A 24,855-nucleotide genomic window follows, 5' to 3' on the forward strand; every position below is an offset into this window, starting at 1 on the left:
AGCTGCGTGACGCTCCATTGAAATAGCCTTTCGCCAAGTCGCGAAAGGCTATTTTTGTACCGTATATTGAAGAGACTATGAATTTGTAAAGGGTGATTATGTGAGAAAATATGCAAATAAAGAGGAATTGAAAGCTGAAATAAAAAAATCATTTGAAAAATATATTTCGGAATTTGATAATATACCGGAATCTTTGAAAGATAAGATAGTCGATAACGTTGATAGGACTCCGGCTGAGAACCTCGCTTATCAGGTTGGATGGACGACGTTGGTCCTTAAGTGGGAAAAGGATGAAAGAAACGGACTCCAAGTACACACTCCATCGGATGATTTTAAATGGAATCAGCTTGGTGAGCTATATCAGTGGTTTAATGACGAGTATGCTCATCTTTCACTCAATGCTTTAAAAGCTCAATTAGAAGAAAACGTTAATTCTTTATATGCGTTGATTGATTCGATGAGCGAAGAGGAATTATTTGCTCCACACATGAGAAAATGGGCTGATGAGGCAACTAAAACAGCAGTATGGGAAGTCTATAAGTTCATACATGTGAATACTGTTGCACCATTTGGAACCTTTAGAACAAAAATCAGAAAATGGAAAAAGATAGTGCTATAAATTTAGCATGACAAGCATCAATAATGATTGATGATCTGATTGTTGCAAAGCGGTACTTCGCATCCGTTAAGTACATCGTTATTTCAGTACGGAATTAGGCAAATCGATGGGTAAGGATGTTGATATGTCTAATGAAGTAGGAGCCTAAACAATACCAATCAAGAGATGATGACGGATGCGCGTTTGCCCATAGCCTGAGCAAGTGCGTCAAGGAAAGCAGTGGAAAATGTACAACCAAAGTGGCGTAAAATGTACAGTCAGAGCGGTGGAAAATGTGTAACCGCTTTGACTGTACATCGATATGGCGAAAGTACTACCTACTGTACGCAGGCGGATTCGCTGAGGCGGGCGCCACGGGCCCAGTCGGCGGCGCGCATGGCCTTCTTGCCCTGCGCCTTGACTTGAGTGAGTTCCAGGGCTGTGGTGCCAGTGCCAACCCAGACGTTCTTCTTGCCAGCCTTGATTTCACCGGGCTGCAAGTCGGTGGGAGTGTTCGGATGGGTACTATCAGCCGGCTGTGCGGCGAGCACATGCAGCATGAGCGGCTGAGCGGCAGCCCCAGCAGATTCGATATCTGCGGTTTCTGGCAAGCCTTCTGCATACAATTTGGTCCAAGCACCGGGGTGCGGGGTGCAGGCGCGAATCTGACGGTCAATCGCCTCGGCTGAATCAGCCCAGCTGATGCGCGCATCCTCAACGGTGATTTTGTGCGCGTATTCCAGGCCTTCGGCAGGCTGCGGCGTGAACGTGGCTGTGCCATCGCCCACGGCGGCCAGTGCGTCCACATACATGGGGGCACCTTCTTCGGCCAGACGATCAAGCAATTCACCGGAAGTCTCACGACCGGTGAGCGCCACCGTCATCGAAGCTACAATCGGGCCATCATCCAAGCCTTCGCCAACTTTGAACACATCAGCGCCGGTGGTGGCGTCTCCTGCCCAGATGGCACGTTGCGCGGGAGCCGCACCACGCCACTTCGGCAGGTTGGAGAAGTGCAGGTTATACCAGCCCATCGGCACCGCATCAAGCACGTTCTTCGGCAGAATATTGCCATATGCGATGACGGCGGCGATATCCGCGCCGAGCGCGTTGAGCGCATCCAAGAACTCAGGGGAGCGCGGCTTGGAATCGATGATCGGCAGGCCTAGTTCCAAAGCCGCTGCCTTAACCGGGCTGGGCATCAGTTTGCGGCCACGACCGGTAGGCGCATCCGGACGGGTGATAACGCCCACCACATCAAAACGTGAATCGGCGGCGAACGCCTTCAGCGAAGGCACAGCCACATCAGGGGTACCCGCAAACACCAGTTTCAGCATAAATCTCCTTATGGTTTATTGAACGTTCGGAATGTTGACGCCGTTGGCGATAAGCAGCTGGCGCAGCTTCACCGGATCCTGGAAGCGCACGCCACGAATACCCACAGCGTTAGAGCCCACGATGTTCATGGCCTTATCATCAATGAACACGGCACCTTCTGCCTTGATACCGAACTCCTTCAACGCGGCCTCATAAATCTCCTTATGCGGCTTGCGCAGCTTCACAAAGCCGGAAACCAGCTTGCCGTCGAGCTGTTGCAGAATATCACACTGCTCCTCAGCCACATGGAACAGGCTGGCTTCCCAGTTGCTCAGGCCCCATACGCCAATGCCGGCAGTCTTCAAGTCGTTCACCAGCACGCGCGCTCCCGGCACGATGCCGGTCAGCGAATCACGGAAGTTATCGATGTAGTACTGCAGCATGTCCGCCCACTTATCGCCTTTATCCTTGCGCATAACGGCGATGGCCTCGTCGGTGCTCATGCCGCCGTCCATCAGATCGTTGACATCGTAGAAACCGGAAATATCGTTATCCAAGAATTCGTCGATGGTTTTCTGGCTGTAGCGGGGGATGAGCACAGCTGCCGGATCCCAGTAAATCAGTACGTTGCCGAAGTCGAAGATCACATCGGTAATCGGTTTGCCGGCGTTCGCGGCTGCCTCGCCGTCCGCAACCAGCACGTCGTATTCCATATCCGGCTCTCCGGGCCAACCCTTCATTACAGCCTCTTTCCTGTGGTAGTGGATATGTATCAGATTCTATGGTTCCATGTGTAGGCGACTGCTGCGCCACCGTTTAAATCAAATCCTTTGGATCGACTCGGAATCGCAATTCGCCCGGTTCGCGCGCCGCAACATGACGAGCCGTTTCTCGCTGCAAGCGTTCGGCAAGTTCAGCGCGCTCGGTTTGCGGCACGCGTACCACAGCTTTCACCCGATCAGCTGTGGCCTCCAATTCGCGAGCATCCACGGTTTCCGGCTGGGGAATAGGAACCGGCCCCAACATGCCGGGCAGTTCACCGCATACAGCCCAATCGCTGCCGAGCGCACCGATACGTTGCGTCAGCGTCATCACCGCGTCACGCCGACCCCATATGCAAGCCGCTGCCACAGCAGGTGGCATGCCTGTCTCCACGCGTTCCTCCATATCTTTGGCGGCAAGAATACGTGAATCCCACGCCATCAGCGATTGCGCTATCGCAGGATCCGTTTCGCCCAGGATCAGCGCTTGGCCCTCACGAGACCTCGGTGCGCACAGTGAAACCGCACGCATCCATGCGGTCAGCGTATCCAAGCGGGCATCCACGCCTAAGGCATACAGACTCGTCCACGCGTCGAGAATCGCCACGGCACGATATTCGCGCCCTGCCGCACCTTGCGAAGCTTCCACTGGGCGCACGCGTGGCTCGAATCCCGGGGTTGCAATAACGATCATCGGCTTGGCCGGCACATCTGCCACCAAGCCTCGTGCTTTGCTGGACACCACCACCGGAACACCGCGGAACAGGCCGGCGAGCTCCTGTGCGGTGCCGGCCGCGCCCACGCGCACCACGCGCATATGCTCATGCTTGCAGGCCGGGCACTCCCAATTCAACGTCGGAGCGCCACACCAACGGCATCGCGGCGTATTATCCGACCGATCTGACGGTAATTGCAATGGTCCGGCACATTTCGGGCATCGAGCCTGCCGGTGGCATTTTGCGCAGCTTAAGGTCTCGCTCATGCTGTCCTGCGGAATGGAAAGCAGCACGGGGCCACTTTCCAAAGCCTTGCTGAGCACACGTACGGCGGTATGCGGCACGCGTGCCCCGATAGTGGGGTCAGCAAGTCGAGTCAATTCCTCACGGTTTAGCCAACGTACCCACGGCGTCGCATCCTTCAGTGGAGAAGCCAACGGGTGAATTGCCGTGGAAAATCCGCTCACCGGGGTTTCCACCGTATCCGGCCCGGTATTTTCCCAGTGGCTTTGCGGTGTACGAGCATTGGCCATAGCCACGAACACGCCACCGTGAGCCTTGGCTCGCAATCGCATCACACCACGAGCCTGCGGATACGGCATCATGCCATCCATGTTTTGATAAGCGGCATCCTCAAGAATCGCAAACAGTGCAGGTCCCTCAACCGGTGCATACGCTACGGCGCGCGTACCAATCACCACTTTGACTTGGCCCAATGCCACCGCCAGATAGGTACGGTACCGGTCGGATGCGGGCATTGCCTCGGCATTGAGCACGGCCACATCGCCCACCCAGCCGCCGTTCGCAGCCGGGGCAAACGGCATCAAACCATAATTGCGCAGCACGGCAAGCAGATCGTTCACTTCCCGCATGGTCGGCAACTCCACGACGGCACACTTGCCCGCGCTCAACGCTGTGGCCACCATCCACGCCATATCCTTCTGCCATTCCTGCGCGCCGGGCATCAGATCAAATACAAACGATTGGAATCGATTACCGATCAGCGATTCCTGCAGCACATGCGCATCGCCATAATGAGTGCTAATCCGCTTGTACCCCTGTTCAGCACCTTTGACAACCTGCGGGCCAAGCTGACGAGCGAACGATGCAGCCAGCCGTTGCTCCGCTTCGACTTTGGCCACGCGCGGAGGCACAGCGAAGCGCAGAATATTCGCACGAGTGCCGCCGTATGCCTTGGCGATAAGCGCAATATCCTCCCGCATTGAAGCAGGAACCAGCACATCCGGACTCATCACGCGTTCCAGATAGCGCAAAGAAGAACGCGGCGTAGCACTGGTGGGCACACGATCCCAGATAATGCCATTGACGCGTTGCCCGCCGAACCGCACGCGAACCAATACGCCGGGCTGTGCGGCATCACTGTCTTTCTCATCAATGAGGTAATCGAATGTCTGCCCTAAATGCAGAGCCTGCACTTCCAACACCACTTGGGCAATGGGATGATGTTCGGCAGGCGTATGCTCTGCGGGCGCACGTTTGCGGCGTTTGCGTGGGGCAAGCCCCGCAAACGCCAACTGTTCAGCACCCTCAAAAGTCATGGCACCACTATAAGCGTGGTTTGTAGGGAGGGAAAATATTTACCTCAGGTAGTCAAGTACCAGACGCAAATCGCGCGTATTGATGGCCTCATCGGCGGCAAGCTGTGTTTTCGGCTTGGCACAGAACGCCAAACCAAGACCTGCAGCCTGAATCATCGGAATATCATTCGCGCCATCGCCAACAGCCACTGTTTGGCTCATCGGCACACCAAGACGCTCAGCCCAAGCCTTCAGCGCGTGCAGTTTCACGGTTTTGCAGACAATCTCACCAAGCACATTGCCGGTAAGCTGACCATCCGCAGTTTCCAGACGATTTGCAATCCACAAATCAATATTGCCTTCAGCGGCAAGCCTGTCCACAACCTCATGGAAGCCGCCAGACACCACGCCGACCTTCCAACCATGCGCATGCAACGTGTCAATCAATTCCAATGCGCCATTAGTGAAATGCAGCTTATCGTGCACAGTGTCGAACACCGAAACCGGAAGCCCCTTCAGCAATGCCACGCGGGCGCGCAGAGCATCGCAGAATTCCAACTCGCCACGCATGGCGCGTTCCGTCACTTCAGAGATTTCCTCGCCCTTACCGGCTGCCTCACCCAACTCATCGATGACCTCTTCATCAATCAGCGTGGAGTCCACATCCATCACCAGCAGACCTGGCTTGCTTAACGTAGGGCACGCGAAATCCATCGAGACATCCCCAGCCTCAGTCTCATCGGACTTGTTAACAAAGTGCACATCTTCTGCAGTCATGCCTTAGATTGTCGAAAAACCTTGGGACAATACCCGCTATGAGTTTTTCCCCTGAGCTTGTCGTCACTCTCGCGGCAGACCCTACCCCTATCTGTACTGCATCCGATGGCGGATTGATTGGTGCCATCACCGAATGGCTCATCGCCGTAATGGAAACCATCGGTGGCGTTGGTGTGGCGCTTGCCATCGCCCTCGAATCCGTGTTCCCTCCTATTCCTTCCGAAGTGATTCTGCCACTCGCAGGCTTCACGGCTGCACGCGGAACTCTGAGCTTGCCTGGCGCTATCATCTGGGCGACCATCGGATCCGTGCTCGGCGCATGGGCGCTATACGGCATTGCCCGCTGGGTTGGATTACATCGCATCAACCGCGCCGCGGACAAGATTCCCGGTGTCAGCCGCAATGATGTAAGCAAAGCGAATGACTGGTTCACCAAGTACGGCACATGGTCAGTACTGATTGGCCGTGTGATTCCCGTGGTGCGCTCGCTGATCTCGATTCCCGCTGGATTCAATCGCATGAATTTCCTGCAATTCACCGGTTGGACGTTGCTTGGCTCCGCCATCTGGAACACGATTCTGGTGTCTGCCGGATACCTGCTGGGCGACCAATGGTGTTCGATTCAAGGTGCGCTTGGCGTGTTCGAAGATGTGGTTATTGCCGCGGTGATTGTGGTCATCGTTTGGTTCGCGGCACGCAAAGTGCGTAGTGTGGTGCGTAGTCGAAAACAACAATAAGCCGAGCCGCACGAAGCATTGTTCGCGTGCAGTCAAGGAAGTCGAATGAGCGAAGCAGAAGATCTTGCCGCATTGAATGATCGGTTGATGGCGCGTAATCATGCGCTCGCCGAGGCATTGTCTCGCGCGGGCAAGGAACTGACCAAAGCCAAATCACAGTTGGCGCAATTGGCTCAGCCTCCGCTGACTTTCGCCACAATGGTCAAGGTTGATTCCTCGCATATCGATGCTGATGGTGTGCAGCATGCCTCGGCTGAAGTGATTGCCGGTACTCGCCGCATGGTGGTGCCGGTCGCAGCCAACGTGAATGCGGCTCGACTGACTTCCGGCGCCACGGTGATGTTGAACGAGAAGCTGGTCTTGGTCGAACAGCGCGACAATGATACCGTTGGTCAGATGCGTACAGTCAAGGAAGCGCTTGATGATGGGCGTTTGGTGGTAGCCGACGCTTCTGGCAATCCTACGTTGATTCGTAGGGCGGGAGCATTGGCGCATACGGCCATCAACCAAGGTGATCGATTGATTGTGGACCCATCCGTGCGCTTGGCGTTGGAAGTGCTGCCGGTGGAAGGCGATAAGGATCTGGTGCTAGAGGAGACCCCGGATGTCAGCTTCGCGGATATCGGTGGCCTTGATGCTGAAATCAGTCGTATTCGCGATGCCGTGCAGCTGCCATTCCAGCATCGTGCTCTGTTCGAGCGTTACGATTTGAAGCCGCCGAAGGGCGTGCTGCTGTATGGTCCGCCTGGCAATGGCAAGACGATGATCGCCAAAGCCGTGGCCAATGCGCTGTGCGAAAGTGGATACGATATGGATGGCAACGGTACGGTGGATGACACCGAACGCATGGTCAAAGGCGTATTCCTTTCCGTTAAAGGTCCGGAACTGCTCAACAAGTACGTGGGCGAATCCGAGCGTTTGATTCGGTTGATTTTCCAACGTGCCCGCGAACGTGCCGCCGAAGGTCGGCCAGTGGTGGTGTTCATCGATGAGATGGACTCGCTGCTGCGCACCCGCGGTTCCGGTGTCTCCTCGGACGTGGAGACCACGATTGTGCCACAATTCCTTTCCGAACTCGACGGTGTGGAATCGTTGGATAATGTGATGGTAATCGGCGCTTCCAACCGTGTGGACATGATTGACCCGGCTGTGCTGCGTCCTGGCCGACTCGATGTGAAAATCCGTGTTGGTAGGCCTCAGAGGGATCAAGCTGTGGCCATTGTCGGCCATTACCTGACCGACGATCTGCCGTTGGAATCCGGTGTGGATGCCCATGCGCTTTCCGTAGTGCTGGTGCGTGATATCTACGAGACTTCGGAACGTCGGCATATTTGCGATGTGCAAGGTGAATCCGGTCAGTGGTCCGCATTGTTCCTGGCCGATGTGGTTTCTGGCGCAATGCTGAAAAACATTGTGGACCGAGCCAAAACGCGTGCTGTCAAACAGTCGATTGAATCCGGCGAGGATGTGGCGTTGACCATACCGTTGTTGGCCGCCGCCGTGGAAGACGAATTCCGGGAGACCCGGGATTCTATGGCGGATGTGGATCCTGAACAATGGTCTCGCATCAACGGTATGGACCCGGTTCGCCGTATTCGTGCGGTGTCATGATGTTTAATCATGTTCCTACTACCACTTCACTGTAGGATTTCTAACACTGACTGTAGGTTTCCTAACACTGACTGTAGGTTTTTGAACGTATTTTGTTGGAAAACCTACAGTCAATGTAGAAAAACCGACAGTCAATGTCAGGAAACCTACAGTCAATGTAGAAAAACCTACAGTCGGTGGGACAAATCAGCAGGATGAGGAACAGAGGCTTCGCCATCCTACGGTTTCGCGATGATCGGGAGCACGGAGTTAGGAGCAGACATGAGCGTGCAACGAGTGATGGGTACCGAGACTGAATATGCAGTCTCGCTGAAAGCCGCAGGTGGTCACTATAATCCGGTGCAGCTTTCCTTCGACGTAGTCAATGGGGCGGCAAATCAGCACAGCAAGTCGATTCGTTGGGACTACCGTCAGGAGGATCCGGTCAACGATGCGCGTGGTACCCGTCTTGAACGAGCCGCCGCCCGACCGGACATGTTGACCGACTCTCCGCAGCTCAACATCACGAACGTGATTGCGCCTAACGGTGGCCGTGTATACGTGGATCATGCACACCCCGAATACTCCGCTCCGGAAACCACAGACCCGTTCGAAGCCGTACGCTACGACCATGCTGGCGACCTCATCATGCAAGCCGCCGCTGAGCGCGCCTCCGAAGCCACTGGAACTCCGATTGTGCTACATCGCAATAATGTGGACGGCAAAGGCTCAAGCTGGGGTACGCATGAAAACTACATGATGCTGCGCAGTGTGCCATTCAGCCAGGTAGCTCGGCTCATGACCCTGCACTTCGTCACCCGCCAGATTTACGCCGGTTCAGGGCGCGTGGGGATTGGCGAACACAGTGAGACGGCCGGCTTCCAATTGAGTCAGCGCGCCGACTACATTCATTCCAAAGTCGGCTTGCAAACCACGTTTGAGCGCCCCATCGTCAACACGCGTGATGAATCCCATTCCACCGACGAATTCCGCCGTCTCCATGTGATCGTAGGCGACGCCAACCGCATGCAAGTGCCGCAGGTATTGAAACTCGGCACCACCAGCATGCTGCTATGGCTGCTGGAACATGCCGAGGAAGCGGATTTTGATATCGATGCATTCCTCGATGAGCTGGAACTAGCAGACCCGGTGGAAGCCATGCACACGGTCTCGCATGATTTAACGCTTGCCGCTCCGCTCGAGCTCGAGCACGGCGGGGAAACCAACGCTTGGTTGATTCAGCTGAAATTGCGTCAGGCTGTCTATCAGGTGGCGGCGCTGATTGACGGCACGGATACCACGGGCGAACCAGCCTGGCCTGATAAGTCCACCACCTCGGTCATGGCGATGTGGGGGCAGGCGCTCGCCGATGTTGCCGCCATTCGTCATGCCGACAATGATGATGCGCGACTGACGCTGAGCAATGAAGCCAGCCGTGTGGAATGGCTGTTCAAATGGCAGTTATTGGAGAAAATGCGTCGCAAGATTGCTGCTGCATCGGCTGCGGCTGCGGCAAACCCATTGTTTGGCTGGGATAGTCCGAAGCTCAAGGTCATTGATTTGTCTTGGGCTGCATTGGATTCGAAAACCAGCGTGTTCGCCAAATTGGAATCGCGAACTGAGCGTGTGGTGCGTGCAGAAGACGTTGCGCAGGCAGCAACAGAGCCTCCCGAACATACCCGCGCATGGCTGAGAGGCAAGCTGGTCAGCAAGTTTGGTAGTGAAGTCGCCGCTGTCAGCTGGTCCAAACTGACTGCGCGAGATCCGCAAACTGTATCCGCGGATGACTCTGCCGAATTCTACGGTAACGCCAGTCATGCTGCCTCCTCATCCGCAAACCTGTTTTCCTTGGATATCTCCAATCCATTGCGATTCACCAAACAGGATTGCCAAACCAAGCTTGATGCGGCGGAACACGCCATTGATCTGCTGAAGGCTTTGGCCATCACCACGGAAGGTTAGACTAGACAGTTATGGAAGACACAAAGACACAGAGTCCACAGGAACTGCGCAGTCTTGCGCTCACGGTAGCCGCTCTCCTTGAAGAGGCCGGCAAGCATGCCCTCCATGATCAGATTAATCCTCGCAATATCGTGCAGTCGGTAGATGCCGACCAGTCCGGTAACGGTAATCGCTACAAGCTCGAAACCGACGGTAAAATCCTGCGCTTTATGAGTACGCGTCTGGCCGATATCGCTCATTTCGATGGCTTCTGGTCTACACGACCCGCTAAAAGCCGTCCAGGCCAGCGATACTGGTATATCGGCAAGATCGACGGCGTAATTAACTATGTTCGCCGAATGAGCGAATGGACATTGACTGCGGCATTGTTCGAATTCGATGAGAACAATGAGCCGAAGCCGATTCTGGGCGTAGTGCATGCCCCGGCGTTGGGTCTGACCTATTTGGCAGCCAAGGGTGCGGGTGCGGTGCGCATTCATAAGACTGCGGTCGGAGAGAAGCGAGACAAGGTAGTGCCATCCATGACTTCTTCGTTGGATGGTTCCGTACTGAGCTACGGTATGTCGTTCATCCCTAAGGAATCCCAACGTGCGTTGGATGTAGCATCGGCGTTGGCGGGTCGTCCCGCCGATATTAAGCGCGTCGGTCCGGCATCCTTGGACTTGTGCAAGGTGGCGGATGGTACGTACGATGCCTACTTTGAGCCGATGCTGCATGTGTGGGATATTCCTGCTATTGCCGCGGGCACCGTGGTGGTATGGGAAGCCCAAGGTACATTGAGCCGTTGGGATGGCGATCGCATCCATTGGCGTCATGACAACGACGTGGTGGCCACGAACGGTCTCATTTCACGCGAGCTCATGCGGTATCTCAGCATGCTGTAAACCTCTGAAATACATTTGGGCATATTGTTCACCACACTTCATAATCAATCTGCATAAACCTTGAATGATGACTGCCCTTCGTGAACGTGTATTTTATGGCTGCGTACACGGAGGGGAGTCGAAAAGGACACAAATCATGCCGCAGCAATTCGAACAACCGCAATCTCAGCCGCAGGAAACTCATGAAGAGGACATCCTCGCTGCTACTGAGAGCAATGCGCAGCAGCAGAACGAAGACCAGTCCGATGTGTTGGACAGCATTCTGGACGACATCGAGTCCACGCTCGAGACCAATGCTGAGGAATACGTCAATAGCTTCGTGCAAAAAGGCGGCGAGTGATGCCCCAATTGCGTGATAGCGGTACTCGTACCCTCCACGCTACAGAACCCGTGCCATCCGCTGAGATGGACGGGTTCTGCCGTATTTTCGGCGTGGAAACCGAATATGGTGTGGCGGTAACCGGAGCCAATAAGCCAGTGGATGCGGGCCAAGTGGCCATGACCATGTTCCAGCCCATCGTTTCCCGCTCCCGATCCACCAACACCTATCTGGCCAATGGTTCACGCCTCTACCTCGATGTCGGCTCACATCCCGAATATGCCACCGCCGAGGCGCGTGACCCTCGTGAGGCATTGGCTCAGGATTTGGCCGGCGAACGGGTGATGCGCCATCTGGCATTAAAAGCCCAGGCTAAACTGCGTGAATCCTATGGCGAGCAGGCCACGATTCACGTATTCAAAAACAATGTCGATTCCGCAGGCCATGCTTTCGGATGCCACGAAAATTATCTGGTCCGTCGCTTCGTACCATTGGAAACCATCGAACATCAACTGCTGCCATTCCTAATTACCCGCCAGCTATTCACCGGTGCCGGACGCATGGCCCAGGATGGCTTCCAAATCACACAGCGAGCAGACTTCTTGGATGAGGCTGTTTCTTCGGCCACCACGCGTTCGCGTCCAATGGTCAATACGCGTGACGAGCCACATGCCGACCCGGATTCATTCCGCCGTCTGCATGTAATCATCGGTGACTCGAACCGTTCGCAGTGGGCTACGTGGATGAAACTTGCCGTAACCCATCTGGTGCTGTGCGTGATTGAGGAGTCATTCCGCCGTGGTGAGCCATCCGGCTTCGAAGAATGGGCGTTTGCCGACCCGGCTGCTGCCAACCGTGCAGTGAGCCGATTCTTGGATGAGCCGAATGCCGCACTGGCGCTTGCATCGGGTGAGTCAGTGAGTGCGCTGGCGTTGCAACGTCGATACTATGCTGCAGCCGAATCATTTGTGGCCGCTCATCGGGAAGCGATGGACGCTGCGTTTACTGCCGGTGCGTCGGTTACGGAACATTCGGAAGATGCCACTGCGGACTTGCCAACAGCAGTGGTTTTGGGGGAGTGGAACCGAGCATTGGACACGTTGGCGCAAGGCGATTATGATGCGCTTGCCGACCGCGTGGATTGGGCGGCAAAGAAGCGCGTCTTCGATGCGATGCGCCGTCGTAAGCCAGATATCTCGCTAGCTCAATTGGAGCAACTTGAATTGGATTACCACGACATTGCCAATGGTCGCCTGTATGGTTCGCTTACTATGCGAGGCCAGATGAAGCAATTGCTGGCCGCTGACGAGGTCGAACATGCGGTTCACGAGGCCCCGCAGGACACTCGTGCCGCCTTGCGTGGACGCTTCGTGGAAGCGGCCCTCGCCTCAGGATCACAATTCTCCGCTGACTGGACCCACCTGACCGTAACCGCTCCGGAACGCCATGAAGCCGTACTTCTTGACCCGTTTGCGTTCAAACCCACTCCGGAATTTGCGGCGTTGATGGAATCCCTGAAATAAGCGAAACCCCGACCATCATGGTCGGGGTTTTCTATCTCGCTTGATGCGTAAAGGCTCGCTAGGAGCGGAGGGTCACTCGGTGACAGCCTTCTTCAGCAGGGAGCCAGCGGAGATGCGCACGCCGTAGGAAGCCGGGATGTTGATGGTCTCGCCGGTGCGCGGGTTGCGGCCAGTGCGAGCAGCGCGCTTGACGCGCTCAGCAGAGAAGAGACCGGTGAGCTTCAGGCCTTCGCCGGACTTCATAGCCTCGACGAACACATCCTGGAAGGCGTTAACAGCAGCCTCGGCCTGGGCCTTGGTCAGGTTGGACTTCTGGGCAATCTTCGAGACGAGATCAGACTTGTTGTATGCCATAAAGCATCCTTCTTGAGTCAGTGGGCAGGCACGGTTGCCTGTCCGTGTTCATCACATGATGATAGCGCATAGACCTGCCTAAACCCGCATTTTATAAGGCTTTTCACATCTTTTTTCCGCGTTTTTCGGCTAAATTCGCTCACTACATGGAAGTTCGCCCAATATGGGAGGCTCTCACGCGCGGATTTATTGACGATTCGGCTGTTTTTGGCATATTACCGGCCCGTAAAAGCTCAAAAAACAACGGTTTCTGAGCCGCTACACCAGATTATGCTGATCCAACCATTTCATTGCGGCGGCGCCCAGAGGAATACGGAGCCAGTAGAACACCACACGGTGTAGTAACGTCGCGGACAATGCCACGGCCTGAGGAACACCCACGGCGACGAATGCGAACGTCAACGCTGCTTCCACACCGCCCAAGCCACCCGGGGTGGGCACTGCGGAACCCAGCGCATAGGCTAGCATAAACACGAACGTGGTCTCCACGGGATTCGTGGAGTATCCGAATGCCTGTAATGCGGCCCAGAACGCAAGACCGGTGGTGATGTTCTGGAACAGTGCGCCTGCGCAGCTGATGGCCAGCTGCCTTGGTTGAGACAGTACATCAAACAGTTGGTTGATATAGGTTTTGGCCAATGGCATGAGCTGCTGCATAACCCAGTGGCGCACAGGAGGAATCATCATGGCGATGGAGATCACCACAACCACTGCGCCAAGCACAATCACCAATGTATTGGTGGGGATTGCACCGGAGAGCATGTTGCGGCCGGTAAACATACCAATGAGCACCAGCATGGCAAAGTACACCATGTAATACACCACCAAGGCTGCGCTCATAATGGCGGTGGCGGTGGTGTTGCGATACCCGGATTTCCTCAGGAACTGTAGGTTCACAAAGGAGGGCCCCACGCCGGCAGGCATGGATACGGTGGCGAAACCACCTGCCACCTGGCTCATAAATACGCCGGTATTGTTGCGATTGCCGCGATTCATTAACGCGCCCAGCGAAATGGAAGAGCCAATCCAACCGCATAGGCCGAAAGTAAGGGTTACTACGGCCATAATAGGGTTGGCGTTGGTGAGCGCATCAATGATTTCCTCTGGCTTGAGCTGGGTGAAGACCACGATCACGGCCACAATCACCAGCAGCATCGTAATCATCGAACGCCAAGAGAAACGAGCCAAGGTCACCGGTTCAGCGGTCTCGGCAGTATCGTCGTCAGACAATGAGGCAACACTACCGCGCAAGGATTTGAGCAGTTGCTTATCCCAAGCATCCAACGCGCGAGTAGGGGAGGGGACGGCCACTTTTTGAATGAATGGGGCAATGCTGGCGAGCGTCAAATCGCCCCAAGCCTCGCGGGCAGCCTCAATGGCCGGCTTTACGCCAATCAATGCGGCGAGCAATGCGAGCAGCTGTACTTTATCCAGTGCGGTGTTCGCAGAGCTGGAAGCATTATCGCCGTTCAGCCATCCGGCGATGACCGGAGTGCCGTCCTCAAGACGGGCCAAGGTGTCCGGCGTGATGCGGCGATGGGTGTATCCGCGACGGTTGGCCACCGATAGGTACCGCATATAGGCCACGGCATCAGCCTTGGTCAATGTTTTGAGATTGGCGGGCATGGCTATCGTGTGCGCGTCCAACACCAGAATGGCGGATTCATCGGTATCCGCGATGCCGTAGGGGGAGGGGGCTGGCAGTTTGATATTGTGCAGTCCCAACAGCATGGAGAAATGATGCTGCACGGCATCTCGCACGGATTTGTCTCGGCGAATGGACACGCTGGTGAAACGAATCTGATCCCAAACCTGCTTGAGATAGCCAACTGTATGGGTTTGGGCATCAATTACCGACACAATGAACTTACGACCATCGGTGGTTTCGAGGTCATAAAGGCGTGAACCTGCGGTCAGATCGTCTTCCAATGTGGCGGCCAAAGATCCGCGCTTAACTATCACCGGTTCCTGATGCCGAATCAGTGAAGCCGTTTCAAGGCCTATGCCTTTGAGCGCCGTAACCAACGGCATGCCCCAAACGCCTTTGTTCTGCGTGCCAACGATGAACCGAATCAGCATGCCCACCGTACGGCCTGCGGTCATGGAAACCAGCATGCCGGTAACAGAGTGCCAGGAAAGCACCACCATCACCACTGCGGTGACGTACAGGATATTCCAACTCCATTTCACGCTGGAGCGAGTGCGGCGAGGGCCGGCTGCCGTCAGAAAAGCCGCCATGCCGGCATACATGTCCGGCAGAAGACCCGAACCATATGAGGTGGCAGCGGAAACCAGTGCCAATGCGAGCGTTTGATCGTTAAGCCCGCTGATAAGCGTTGAAATAACCCATACGGTGCCGTAGCCGGCAAGCATGGCGATAGCAGAAACGGCGGCCTGCAGCCATTCTCGAGCAACAAGAATCTGAGCCAGTACGATAACCACCATAATGATGGTCACCAATTGAGTCAGCACGGTGGAAGGATAGTTGGCAAGCCAATTGATGGCTTGTGCCGCAGTATGGGCATCGGATTCCACGCCGCGGGTAATGCCGCCCATGAATACGGCGAACACCATAACGATGGCCGCCGTCAGCAGAGACATTGCGGCTCTGGTTAAATCTGCGAAATCGCGGGTGCGACGAGGTGCTACGTCGTCGATAACCGGTTCTGCCACCTGAACTCCTGTTCGATGCTGAAATGAGGGGAATTGTGCTTCTAATGGTAAGGCGCGTACGCAATCGCGCACGCGCCTTAGTGTGTGTTTATCAAGACTTTATGCGATCAGCGGTCAAACGCTACCAGCTTGGAAGCCACACCGGTGTAGGTAGCCGGGGTCAATGCCTTCAAACGAGCAGCGGTTTCGGGGTCGAAGGACTGCTGGTCGATGAAAGCCTCGACCTGTTCCTTGTTGATCTCATGGCCGCGCATCAGCTCCTTGACCTTCTCATACGGCTTGTCCATGCCGGGCAGGCCGCGAAGTTCGCAGGCGCGCATGGCGGTCTGAATCGGCTCGCCAAGCACCTCCCAGTTCTCGTCCAGTTCGCGGGAGATCACATGATCGTTCGGATGGATGGACTTCAAGCCGCCCATCAGGTTGTACAGGGCCAGCTGGGAGTAGCCGAGTGCGGAGCCGATGTTGCGCTGGGTGGTGGAGTCGGTCAGATCGCGCTGCCAACGGGATTCCACGAGGGTGGCGGAGAGCGTGTCGAGCAGCGAGCAGGAAATCTCGAAGTTGGCTTCGGCGTTTTCGAAGCGAATCGGGTTCACCTTGTGCGGCATGGTGGAGGAGCCGGTGGCACCCTTGACCGGAACCTGGGCGAACACGCCACGGGAGATGTACATCCACACGTCCACGCACAGGTTGTGCATGATGCGGTTCGCATGGGAAACGGTGGAGTACAGTTCGGCCTGCCAGTCGTGGGATTCGATCTGCGTGGTCAGCGGATTCCAAGTCAGTCCCATACGGTTGGTTACGAACTCGCGAGAGACGGCAATCCAGTCCACATCCGGGCACGCGGCCAGATGAGCGCCGAACGTACCTGTGGCGCCATTGATCTTGCCCAGGTATTCCTGATTCTCAATGTGCTTCAGCTGGCGGTTCAGGCGGTACACGTAGACGGCAAGTTCCTTGCCGAGCGTGGTCGGGGTGGCCGGCTGGCCGTGGGTGAGGGAAAGGAGCGCCTTGTCCTTGTACTCCTCGGCCTTCTCAGCCAAGTGATCGATGATTTCCTTGAACGCCGGGGTCCAGACGTTCTCCATTGCGTTCTTCACGCAGCGGGCGATGGAGAGGTTGTTGATGTCTTCGGAGGTGCAGGCGAAGTGCACGAGGGTCTTCAACGCATCGTTGATGTTCGTCATGTCAGCTGGAGCCTTGGCGAACTGGTCGTCGATGTAGTACTCCACAGCCTTCACATCGTGGTGGGTCACGGCCTCGTGAGCGGCATGAGCAGCAATGCCTTCAGCGCCGAAATCCTCAGGAATGGAACGCAGGAATGCCTTCTCCTCCTCGGTGAACGGGTGGACGCCGTCCACAATCGGCTGGTTGCCGTTGCCTTCAAAGCCGTTGGCTAGAAGAATCATCCACTCGACCTCGACGCGCATACGTTCGCGGTTCAGGGCGGGTTCGCTCAAATATTCCACGAGCGGGGCGGTGGCGTTATGGTAACGACCATCAAGCGGGGTCAATGCGATGGCGGGGGAAATATCAGTAAGCTTCATAGTCTCCTAGGGTACTTCCAGCCGTGAACCGGCGAATTGAGCGGCAGTGTTGTCTGTGTTGGGCGGCTGATTAGCCTTATTGACATGGTGGTAATAGCTATTTCACTGGAACGTATTGATTTGCGCTGAATAGTCAGCGGGAGCCAGCGTGGTACTTGAGGTCATACGCCCTTGGAAATATCGGGTTTCCTTAAGATCGCCGCTGATGACGCTTTGGAAATGAGACTCATGCCTTTGCAATGCCGGAGAGCCCAGATCAGTGGCGTTCTGGTAGGCGGCCTGATGATATTTGATCCAATGGCTGATTTCTCGCCCATCAGTGGCTCCACCCGCCACAGGCGCGGCGTCATATACTGTTTGCCCATAGATTGGTGTGGCGCCGGGGGAGCAGGATCCATCGGCGTTGGTGGTATTGGGTGTGGCTGTGGGAGCGGGGGATACATGCCCTCGCACCGTCAGCCAATTTTTCGTATGAGGATTCGCCGCCCCATCCAATGCCGCCACCAATTCGTCGTCAATCTCCACACTGGTCACCCACGTATCGGATGGAATGGGATGATTAGCCACCGGGGAACCTGCGGTAACCACATGTTCGATGTTGTAATCCTCCGACCAATCGGATGCAATGGTTGCGGCAACGATGCCGCCTTGTGAATGCCCGATCAGAGCCACTGGCTCATCCTTGCTGATGCCGGCCTGTTGCATGGCTTCGGTGACCATGCGTACGCTGTCCGCGCGCATACGGCGTTCCTTGTCTGAACTCATAAGTTCCACATTCTGCTCCCATCCGAACGGGGAATCAGCTTTGCCGTCCGTGCCGGGAATGGTGACCAGCCATGCGCTGGAACCATCTGACTTCTCATACCGTTGAATGGCGATGGTGCCATAGTCAAGCCCGCTATCAAGATTGATTTTGCCCAATCTTTCTTCGGCCAACCGTCGTAGATTCTCCATCGCACTGCCCACGCTGTTGCTGGAGCGAACCACGTCATTGTGCGCGTACACTTCAGTGACGTCAATATGATTGCCCTGAATAATGTCTTTCACCGGCCCGGAAACATTCGCAATCTTGCCGGCTCCCTTATTGACTTCATCGGTATGGGCCACACCTTTGCCAATGGCAATGCCGCCCGCCAACGCGCCGATACCACTCATTACCCCCTCTTGGAATGGATACGTGGACGTCGACATCCAGGAAGCATTCGGTTTGCCTTCAACCACCCAGCCGGAAATCAGGCCGCCAAGAGCCACGGCCGCGGTGCCGATGATGGCATGTCCCGGTTTGAACTGAGTGCCGGCTTGAACCGCTTCGGTAAACGTTCTACGAACGGATAGTTCGGCTTCGGAATACAGCGCATGTGCTCGAATCAGCAGGCTTGCCGTTGCAGATAAGTCGATGCTGAGTTTGCGGCACGCCAGTGCATGTTCGTGGCAGCGCTCGCCTACAGCATCAAACGCCACCGTATCGTGCCCGGCCGGAGCTGTGAGAGGATCTCCACCGGATAATGCCGGGCACATCGGTGCGCTGGTGCGCTGCGATGACAATTGCAATGCGGCATTGCTCCATGAAGTTGCAAGCGCGTCGAAGCCTGCAGCCTCATCATCCAAGGCTTTGGCGATCGCCGTATATTCCTCCAATGTGGCCGGCGCATAACCGACACCACCGTAAATCGAGGATTCAACCTGCCAGTAATATTGCGTTTCAGCCATGATTATCCCCAGACGAGTCGGTGTGTGGTTGCTATGTCATCCACCAGTGTTTGAGAGGCCTGTGCTATCCGGCTCAGTTTGGTTCTAAAGAGATTGGCGGCATTGCCGGTCCACACAATATCGTGTGCTGAGGCTGAGGCCGTAGCAGAACGTTCGCATACCATGATGGTGGCGGCTTGCTGAACTCCTATAAGATTGCGGCTTCGCTCCACAGCATTGTGACAGGGGCATGAACCGTAATCGAACGGTGTCACGGTGTTGCCGGCAAACCCTCCGATATGGTCAAGAGGTGCGGCTGCAGTAGGCTGTGAATTCGTAGTAAAAGTGCTCATGTACTCAGCTAAAGGGATAGCTGATTCAGTTGTCTAGCCCAATCGACCTATGTGGTTCTAGCTTATTGAAAAAAGGCTGGTTTATGCACAACAAATGTGGATAAACCAGCCTGCTTGGCATCGTCAGGGCAGCATCATGCCTTTACTGTATTGCCGAATGCTTGAACGATACTTCAAGTCAAACTGTTCACAGTGGCTGCGATGCCAGATATGCATATCACCACGGTTTGGTGGTGCCGTTGCCTTTGTTCTGTGAGGTCTTCTGTTCAGATTTGGTATTGGACTGCGTGTCAGTGGACTGCTGATTCGCCTTCATCAGCTCCTCCACCTGCTTCTTCTGCTCTTCGGTCAATGCTCCGCCCTTCTTGGCATTTGACTTCGAAGAGCTATCCGACTGTTGCGCGGCTTGAGCTTGAGAGCTTTCACCATTCTGCTGCACTTCAGCCTGCTTCAATGTGATTTTCGTCAACTCCGAAGAGATGGAAGCATTCGTGTCGATTGCATCACGGATTTGAGGCAACAACACTGCACGCATCTGGCCGGCTTCCGCAAACTGAGCATCGGTTTGCTGCTGTTGGGCGTTCAGCGTGGTCACATCAGTGGATGTATCCTGTGCGGCTTTAAGATTCGCGCTCAACGATGCCGTGGCCTGGTTGAACGCGAGCGCAGCGGAAAGATTCACCGCCGTAACGCCTGCTGCCGCCAGCAATAGCACAGCAGTGACAATCAGTGCGATGCGCACGCCGAGCGGCACTCGCGCACGCTTCGTATGATGTACGGTTGTTGCATCGGTTGTCATAGCAATCTCCTTGATGCGGCAATCCAAGCGCCAAGCTCACACGCCAACAGTACAGCCATCACTATGGCCAAAGGCCAGACTACTGCAGTTGTTCTGGTGCGCTCCTTGGCAGTGGTAGTGACTCGCCACTGCCCGGAAGTCTTATCAGAAGTCTGATCGGCCAGGGTATTTGATTCGTTCACGGCAATATAAGTACCGCTGATTTCGTCGGCAATATCCTTGAGATTGGTCTCATCCATTTTGGAAATGCCTGGTTCGCCGGTGTCCGGATCGGTTACCCATTGATCAGTGGTAGAGGAGTCGCCGGCGCTAACGCCATCGGCAATGACCGGAATCTTGCCACCTTGGGTGGAACCCACGCCAACGGTGAAGCCATCATCCACATACTGCCTCAGAGAGGAGAACGAACGCCTGGCCACATTCGATGTTTGCTCGCCATCGGTAATGAGATACAACACGATGGCATCATCAGGATGCGCGTCACGAATCGATTTGGCCGTAACCAACAGCTGATCAATCGGTGCATCCAAGCTTGAACCGGAAGACACGGAAGTGGATTCCACGCTCAACGTATCCGCCCAATTATCGATGGCCGGCGCATCGGGAGTGAGCGGTACGTCCAGTGTGCCGGAGGCGCCGAACCGCAAAGCGGCGAAGCTCGCGTCGGAGTACGATGCAGTCACATCATGGACGGCCTTGCGTGCGGCTTCAATACGGCTGATGGTCTCATCGGAGCCATAATGCGCATCAGATACCGCCATAGAACCAGTGGTGTCAACGGCGATGATCACATCAGTGGCGTTAATGGCGCGCGATGTGGTAGGCGCCACCACGCTTGGGGTCAGCACCATTAATGCGGCTACCACCAGCATCAAGGTTCGGCGCACGCACGCCCATACGGTTTCATCCGTGGCATAAGCATTATTCCGCCGTACGAACTGCACGACTTCGACCACGGCCAACACCACCAGCAGGCCGGCAATAATGCCGCCTGCGATCCAACCCAAAGCAGGGGAGAAGGTGAATCCACTCATCGCTTCAACCTCCATGCACACGCCATAGCGGCAATAAGAGCCACCACCAAAGCCAAGGTCCACCAACCGGGAGCATCAGACATCGAAGCCTTCGCCTTACTTGCCGATTCGCTATCCCTGCGCGACTGGATATCCTTGACCAGCTCATTGACGGACTGTCCATTTGACTGGGTCAGGAACACGCCTCCATGAGATTCAATCGCCGACTTCATATCCAACGTGGCCTGATCGTTCTCGCTTGACTGCGGCCCCGAATACAAGCCATCCACTGAAATCTTGGTTTGCTGAGTCAGGTCAAGCGCCTCAGAAAGCGAATAGGTAGGCTTGCCGGACACCACATTATCGGTGGCCAATACGATGGAAGCCGCACGCTGCCGCTCCGCATTCGCCTCAGTGGCCGAACCATAAGCGAAACCGGGAAGCATGGCAGCGCAAGACACTACGCCGTCTCCAATCAGCGAGGTGGCGTCCTTCCTGTTCTGTGTGCCTTCCAACCAATCGGCGATCTTCTGGTAGTCGGCGTCAGACATCTTGTCGATATCATCCTGTGTTTCCACGCCCTTGAGCGCCTTACTGGCTGCCGTGAGCTGTTCGGTGACCAAATCATAATCATCGGTCAACGGGAACACGGTACGTGAAGTGGAGTTGAAAATGCTCAATCCGATACGTTCGCCTTGGAAATGCTTGATAAGTTCCAGATACGTATCAATGACTTCACGGTCATACGGCAGCGTGGAGCCGGATACATCCAGGCACAGCACAATATCTCTGCTGGATGCCTGCTCACTGCTGGAATCCACTTGAGAGGGCCTGGCGACCAGTGCAATCGCAAGCACCAAAGCAACAACCACCATCGCCACAGCTGTACGATTCAATGCGCGCCATTGGCGGAACATGCGGGAGGCGCGCTCCGTATTGAGATCGTCATCAAGCGAGAATACAGCCTCATGAGAGGTGTTCGCATGGCGGGCGAACACGATAATCAGCACGACAATCGCCAATGCCGTCAGAGCGCCGGCGAGTGCGGCCCAAGGCCAGTGCCATGCCAGCATCATGCTCGCCACCTTTCCACGAGATTAGCCACCCATTCCGCAGCCTGGTCCACGGTTACCGTTTGTGCCTGATAGTTGAATGCGGGATTGGCAAATTCAGGCGGATACAATGCTTCGATGGTTTGACGCAGCGTATCCAATCCTTGACGGTTCACCAAGGTGCGGTCGATGCGCGTCAAATCAGCGAGCGTACTGGATTTCAGTGGTTTGCCACTGGCCGCTGTAGCGAATTCGCGTGCGATTAATGCGAGCTCCACGAACGCATCCTCGCGGGTCAGCGTGCCGTTGGCGTAACGGTCCAGCACATCATCGATACGCGCATGCCACTGTGCTTTGGCACTGGCATTACGATGAGCGCCACGCAATTGCGCAGCAGCACGAGAAGCGCGGGCCGGGCGAGACAGTATCACTGCCACAATCACCAACACCACGGCAAGCAGCAGAAAGACCACAATCGCGGCAATCAAAGGTCCGGTGATGGACAACGATTCCACAGGATGCAGATCGCTAGGGTCCACGGCAAGAGACAATAAAGACAATGTCATCGGCGATCACCTGCCAGACCCAGATTCAGTTCAGGCGAAGCTCCCAGCTGATTGCGTGTGGTCCTTGCCAAAGCCACGGACACCAGTTGCACAAAACGATTGAACATATCTTCACTGGAGCCGGCGCGAATCATGAACGAGCCGGCACGATTCAACTCCTGTTCCAAAGCGGCTGCAAGATAGTGGCGATGCGTTTCGACCTGCTGGGCGCTTGCCGACGAACGCAGAAAAGCTGGCACTCGGCGGTTGGTCACGCCATCTAGCGGGGCGCTTTGCCCCTTGGCCAGCGGCTTGAACGGGTTCAGCGTAGCCACATCAATCAGCACGATGGGATGCGTGCGTGCAATGTGGCGAAACTCTTGAATATGGTGCTCTGTCATGGCAAGTTCATCAGTGGCCAGCACAATAAGAGCGTGGCGGTCTTTGATGCGCCTGGCGTACTCAAGCAGTGCATCGATGTTGCGCTTATGGTTCCATTCACGAGTCAGCGCTTTATCCAGCGTGCGTTCGAATTGTGCAAATCCACCATTGAACGGGATACGCGTAATAGCGGCTTCATCACCGAACACGATGGAAACGTCATCGGATCGGCGCAGCGACAAGGCCGCGAACATGCGCAGCGCATTGGCCGCCACTTCGCATGCCTGCTCTCCGGACGGGCAGACGCCGGTCATCTCACGGCCCACATCCATAAGTAGCCAGACACGGGAAGTGGATAGCCTCTCACGCTGCACCACCATAGGCTGACCCTGTCTTGCGCTGGTCTTCCAATCAATCAAACGAGACTCATCGCCGGGCTCATAGACGCGCACGTCCATAACATCACCGGCACCGCCGCGGCGCCCTGATGCATGCTCGCCCTCCAACACACCCAATGCCTTACGCACCGTAGGCAGACTGATCTGGGTGCCGAGAGTCTCGATCTTCCTGCGAATAGAATCTGAACTCACGGAACAGGAACCGTTTCGACGATCTTATCGACAATCTGATCGCTGACCACGCCATCGGCCAGAGCCTCGAACGTGAGCACGATACGGTGGCGAAGCACCTCGTGAGCGAAGGCCTTGATATCCTCCGGCACCACGTAATCGCGACCCGACAGCAATGCCTGAGCCTGACCGATACGAGTCAACGCAATGGTGGCACGCGGGGAAGCGCCCAGACGCACCAGAGCAGACAAGCCCTTGATCGGGCGAGAACCTGCGCCGCGAGATGTGGCTGCAATATCAACCGCATACTTCATGATGGCATCCGAAACATGCACACGGCGTGCGGCCTGACGAAGGAATTCCACATCGGAAACGGTGATACGCTCGCCGGTGATGGTATCCGGGCCGATCATATCCGAGCCGCGACGAGTGAGCATGGCCAGCATGCGCGTCTCCTCATCCGCGGTGGGGTAGGTCATCACGGCCTTCATCATGAAACGGTCCATTTGGGCCTCGGGCAGGTTGAACGTGCCCTCTTCCTCAATGGGGTTCTCCGTGGCGATGACCATGAACGGCTTGGGCAGGGCGATGCGCTGACCGCCGATGGTGGTGGCGCCTTCAGCCATAGCTTCGAGCATGGCTGACTGAGTCTTGGCGTTGGAACGGTTGATTTCGTCCAGAAGCACGAAATTGGCGTGAATCGGGCCGATCTGCGTGGTGAACTTCTGCGAGGCGAAATCAAACACCTGTGTACCGGTCAAATCGGAAGGCATCAGATCAGGTGTGCACTGCACTCGCTTGAACGAGCCGGAAACGCAAGAGGCCAGCGTCTGTGCCGCAGTGGTCTTTGCCAAACCAGGTACGGACTCGATAAGAATATGACCGCCTGCGACCAGCGTGACGATGAGGGATTCGCGCAGATTATCCTGACCAACCAAGGTTTGGGAGAAACGCGAACGAATGGTATCCGCCAGCATACGTGCACGCTTGGCGTCATCAAGACCCAGGGGAGCTGCGGCTCCTGGAACTGCAGCGGTTGCCGGAGGCGCCACAGGCGTGGCCAATGGGCGCTGAACAGACGGCTGCGGAGGCAATTTTGGTTGCGTGGGGAACAAAGTCATGTCCACCACTGTAACTACCTACACTGACTGCAAGCTTGGG

The 24,855-nt window shown here is 55.8% G+C and carries 22 protein-coding genes; 7 read left to right on the plus strand and 15 right to left on the minus strand.

Annotation, left to right across the window (positions count from 1 at the left end):
• The first annotated feature begins 100 nt into the window (after window positions 1–100).
• Entirely contained in the window at window positions 101–619 is a 519-nt protein-coding gene (locus Tam1G_RS01435) for a ClbS/DfsB family four-helix bundle protein (protein WP_101625206.1), read from the plus strand.
• Between the two features lie 317 nt (window positions 620–936).
• On the opposite strand, the gene fmt is transcribed toward Tam1G_RS01435, so the two are convergent.
• The 4 genes from fmt to serB all read right to left on the minus strand — a co-directional run bounded on the left by fmt (window position 937) and on the right by serB (window position 5,707).
• Window positions 937–1,935, minus strand: a complete 999-nt coding sequence (gene fmt / locus Tam1G_RS01440; protein WP_101625207.1) for a methionyl-tRNA formyltransferase — start codon at window positions 1,933–1,935, stop codon at window positions 937–939.
• A 15-nt stretch (window positions 1,936–1,950) separates the two neighbouring features.
• A complete protein-coding gene (locus tag Tam1G_RS01445; protein WP_101625208.1) occupies window positions 1,951–2,655 on the minus strand; it encodes an HAD family hydrolase in 705 nt (234 codons plus the stop codon).
• Between the two features lie 76 nt (window positions 2,656–2,731).
• Window positions 2,732–4,951, minus strand: a complete 2,220-nt coding sequence (locus Tam1G_RS01450; RefSeq protein ID WP_101625209.1) for a primosomal protein N' — start codon at window positions 4,949–4,951, stop codon at window positions 2,732–2,734.
• A gap of 39 nt (window positions 4,952–4,990) precedes the next feature.
• Window positions 4,991–5,707 (minus strand): phosphoserine phosphatase SerB, encoded by a 717-nt coding sequence (serB, locus tag Tam1G_RS01455; RefSeq protein WP_033890213.1) that lies wholly within the window; start codon window positions 5,705–5,707, stop codon window positions 4,991–4,993.
• A gap of 38 nt (window positions 5,708–5,745) precedes the next feature.
• Between serB and Tam1G_RS01460 the strand changes: the two genes are divergently transcribed.
• The 6 genes from Tam1G_RS01460 (at window position 5,746) to pafA (ending at window position 12,722) form a co-directional block, all read left to right on the plus strand.
• Window positions 5,746–6,444, plus strand: a complete 699-nt coding sequence (locus tag Tam1G_RS01460; RefSeq protein WP_101625210.1) for a DedA family protein — start codon at window positions 5,746–5,748, stop codon at window positions 6,442–6,444.
• Window positions 6,445–6,489: 45 nt separating this feature from the next.
• Window positions 6,490–8,055 carry a proteasome ATPase gene (arc, locus tag Tam1G_RS01465; RefSeq protein ID WP_101625211.1) on the plus strand — a complete coding sequence of 522 codons (1,566 nt, stop codon included), beginning with the start codon at window positions 6,490–6,492 and terminating at the stop codon, window positions 8,053–8,055.
• Between the two features lie 261 nt (window positions 8,056–8,316).
• Entirely contained in the window at window positions 8,317–9,996 is a 1,680-nt protein-coding gene (dop, locus tag Tam1G_RS01470; RefSeq protein ID WP_101625212.1) for a depupylase/deamidase Dop, read from the plus strand.
• 11 nt (window positions 9,997–10,007) lie between these two features.
• Entirely contained in the window at window positions 10,008–10,880 is an 873-nt protein-coding gene (locus Tam1G_RS01475; protein WP_101625213.1) for an inositol monophosphatase family protein, read from the plus strand.
• 136 nt (window positions 10,881–11,016) lie between these two features.
• Window positions 11,017–11,220: a ubiquitin-like protein Pup gene (locus Tam1G_RS01480; RefSeq protein ID WP_033890218.1), complete on the plus strand. Its 204-nt coding sequence runs from the start codon at window positions 11,017–11,019 to the stop codon at window positions 11,218–11,220.
• A complete protein-coding gene (pafA, locus tag Tam1G_RS01485) occupies window positions 11,220–12,722 on the plus strand; it encodes a Pup--protein ligase (protein WP_101625214.1) in 1,503 nt (500 codons plus the stop codon). The genes Tam1G_RS01480 and pafA overlap by 1 nt, the downstream gene beginning before the upstream one ends.
• A gap of 72 nt (window positions 12,723–12,794) precedes the next feature.
• Here pafA and Tam1G_RS01490 read toward each other — a convergent pair whose 3' ends face one another.
• The 11 genes from Tam1G_RS01490 to Tam1G_RS01540 all read right to left on the minus strand — a co-directional run bounded on the left by Tam1G_RS01490 (window position 12,795) and on the right by Tam1G_RS01540 (window position 24,815).
• On the minus strand, window positions 12,795–13,076 hold the full coding sequence (locus Tam1G_RS01490; RefSeq protein WP_003830278.1) for an HU family DNA-binding protein: 282 nt from the start codon (window positions 13,074–13,076) through the stop codon (window positions 12,795–12,797).
• A gap of 258 nt (window positions 13,077–13,334) precedes the next feature.
• Window positions 13,335–15,749, minus strand: coding sequence for a lysylphosphatidylglycerol synthase transmembrane domain-containing protein (locus Tam1G_RS01495; protein WP_242689599.1), 2,415 nt, complete (start codon window positions 15,747–15,749; stop codon window positions 13,335–13,337).
• 107 nt (window positions 15,750–15,856) lie between these two features.
• Window positions 15,857–17,293, minus strand: coding sequence for an adenylosuccinate lyase (gene purB, locus Tam1G_RS01500; protein ID WP_101625216.1), 1,437 nt, complete (start codon window positions 17,291–17,293; stop codon window positions 15,857–15,859).
• Window positions 17,294–17,395: 102 nt separating this feature from the next.
• Window positions 17,396–19,003 carry a PGAP1-like alpha/beta domain-containing protein gene (locus Tam1G_RS01505; RefSeq protein WP_101625217.1) on the minus strand — a complete coding sequence of 536 codons (1,608 nt, stop codon included), beginning with the start codon at window positions 19,001–19,003 and terminating at the stop codon, window positions 17,396–17,398.
• 2 nt (window positions 19,004–19,005) lie between these two features.
• A complete protein-coding gene (locus Tam1G_RS01510; protein ID WP_101625218.1) occupies window positions 19,006–19,335 on the minus strand; it encodes a hypothetical protein in 330 nt (109 codons plus the stop codon).
• A 217-nt stretch (window positions 19,336–19,552) separates the two neighbouring features.
• The gene (locus Tam1G_RS01515) at window positions 19,553–20,134 is read right to left on the minus strand and encodes a DUF6466 family protein (RefSeq protein WP_207553029.1); all 582 of its coding nucleotides are present in this window, start codon (window positions 20,132–20,134) and stop codon (window positions 19,553–19,555) included.
• Window positions 20,131–21,168 (minus strand): vWA domain-containing protein, encoded by a 1,038-nt coding sequence (locus tag Tam1G_RS01520; RefSeq protein ID WP_101625219.1) that lies wholly within the window; start codon window positions 21,166–21,168, stop codon window positions 20,131–20,133. Before Tam1G_RS01520 ends, Tam1G_RS01515 begins: the two co-directional genes overlap by 4 nt.
• Window positions 21,165–22,223, minus strand: a complete 1,059-nt coding sequence (locus tag Tam1G_RS01525; RefSeq protein ID WP_101625220.1) for a VWA domain-containing protein — start codon at window positions 22,221–22,223, stop codon at window positions 21,165–21,167. Before Tam1G_RS01525 ends, Tam1G_RS01520 begins: the two co-directional genes overlap by 4 nt.
• Window positions 22,220–22,765, minus strand: a complete 546-nt coding sequence (locus Tam1G_RS01530) for a hypothetical protein (RefSeq protein ID WP_101625221.1) — start codon at window positions 22,763–22,765, stop codon at window positions 22,220–22,222. Before Tam1G_RS01530 ends, Tam1G_RS01525 begins: the two co-directional genes overlap by 4 nt.
• Window positions 22,762–23,715, minus strand: coding sequence for a DUF58 domain-containing protein (locus Tam1G_RS01535; protein ID WP_165781862.1), 954 nt, complete (start codon window positions 23,713–23,715; stop codon window positions 22,762–22,764). The genes Tam1G_RS01530 and Tam1G_RS01535 overlap by 4 nt, the downstream gene beginning before the upstream one ends.
• A complete protein-coding gene (locus tag Tam1G_RS01540; RefSeq protein WP_101625360.1) occupies window positions 23,712–24,815 on the minus strand; it encodes an AAA family ATPase in 1,104 nt (367 codons plus the stop codon). Before Tam1G_RS01540 ends, Tam1G_RS01535 begins: the two co-directional genes overlap by 4 nt.
• Window positions 24,816–24,855 lie beyond the last annotated feature (40 nt).

The organism is Bifidobacterium imperatoris, assembly GCF_002860405.1.
Lineage (GTDB): Bacteria > Actinomycetota > Actinomycetes > Actinomycetales > Bifidobacteriaceae > Bifidobacterium > Bifidobacterium imperatoris.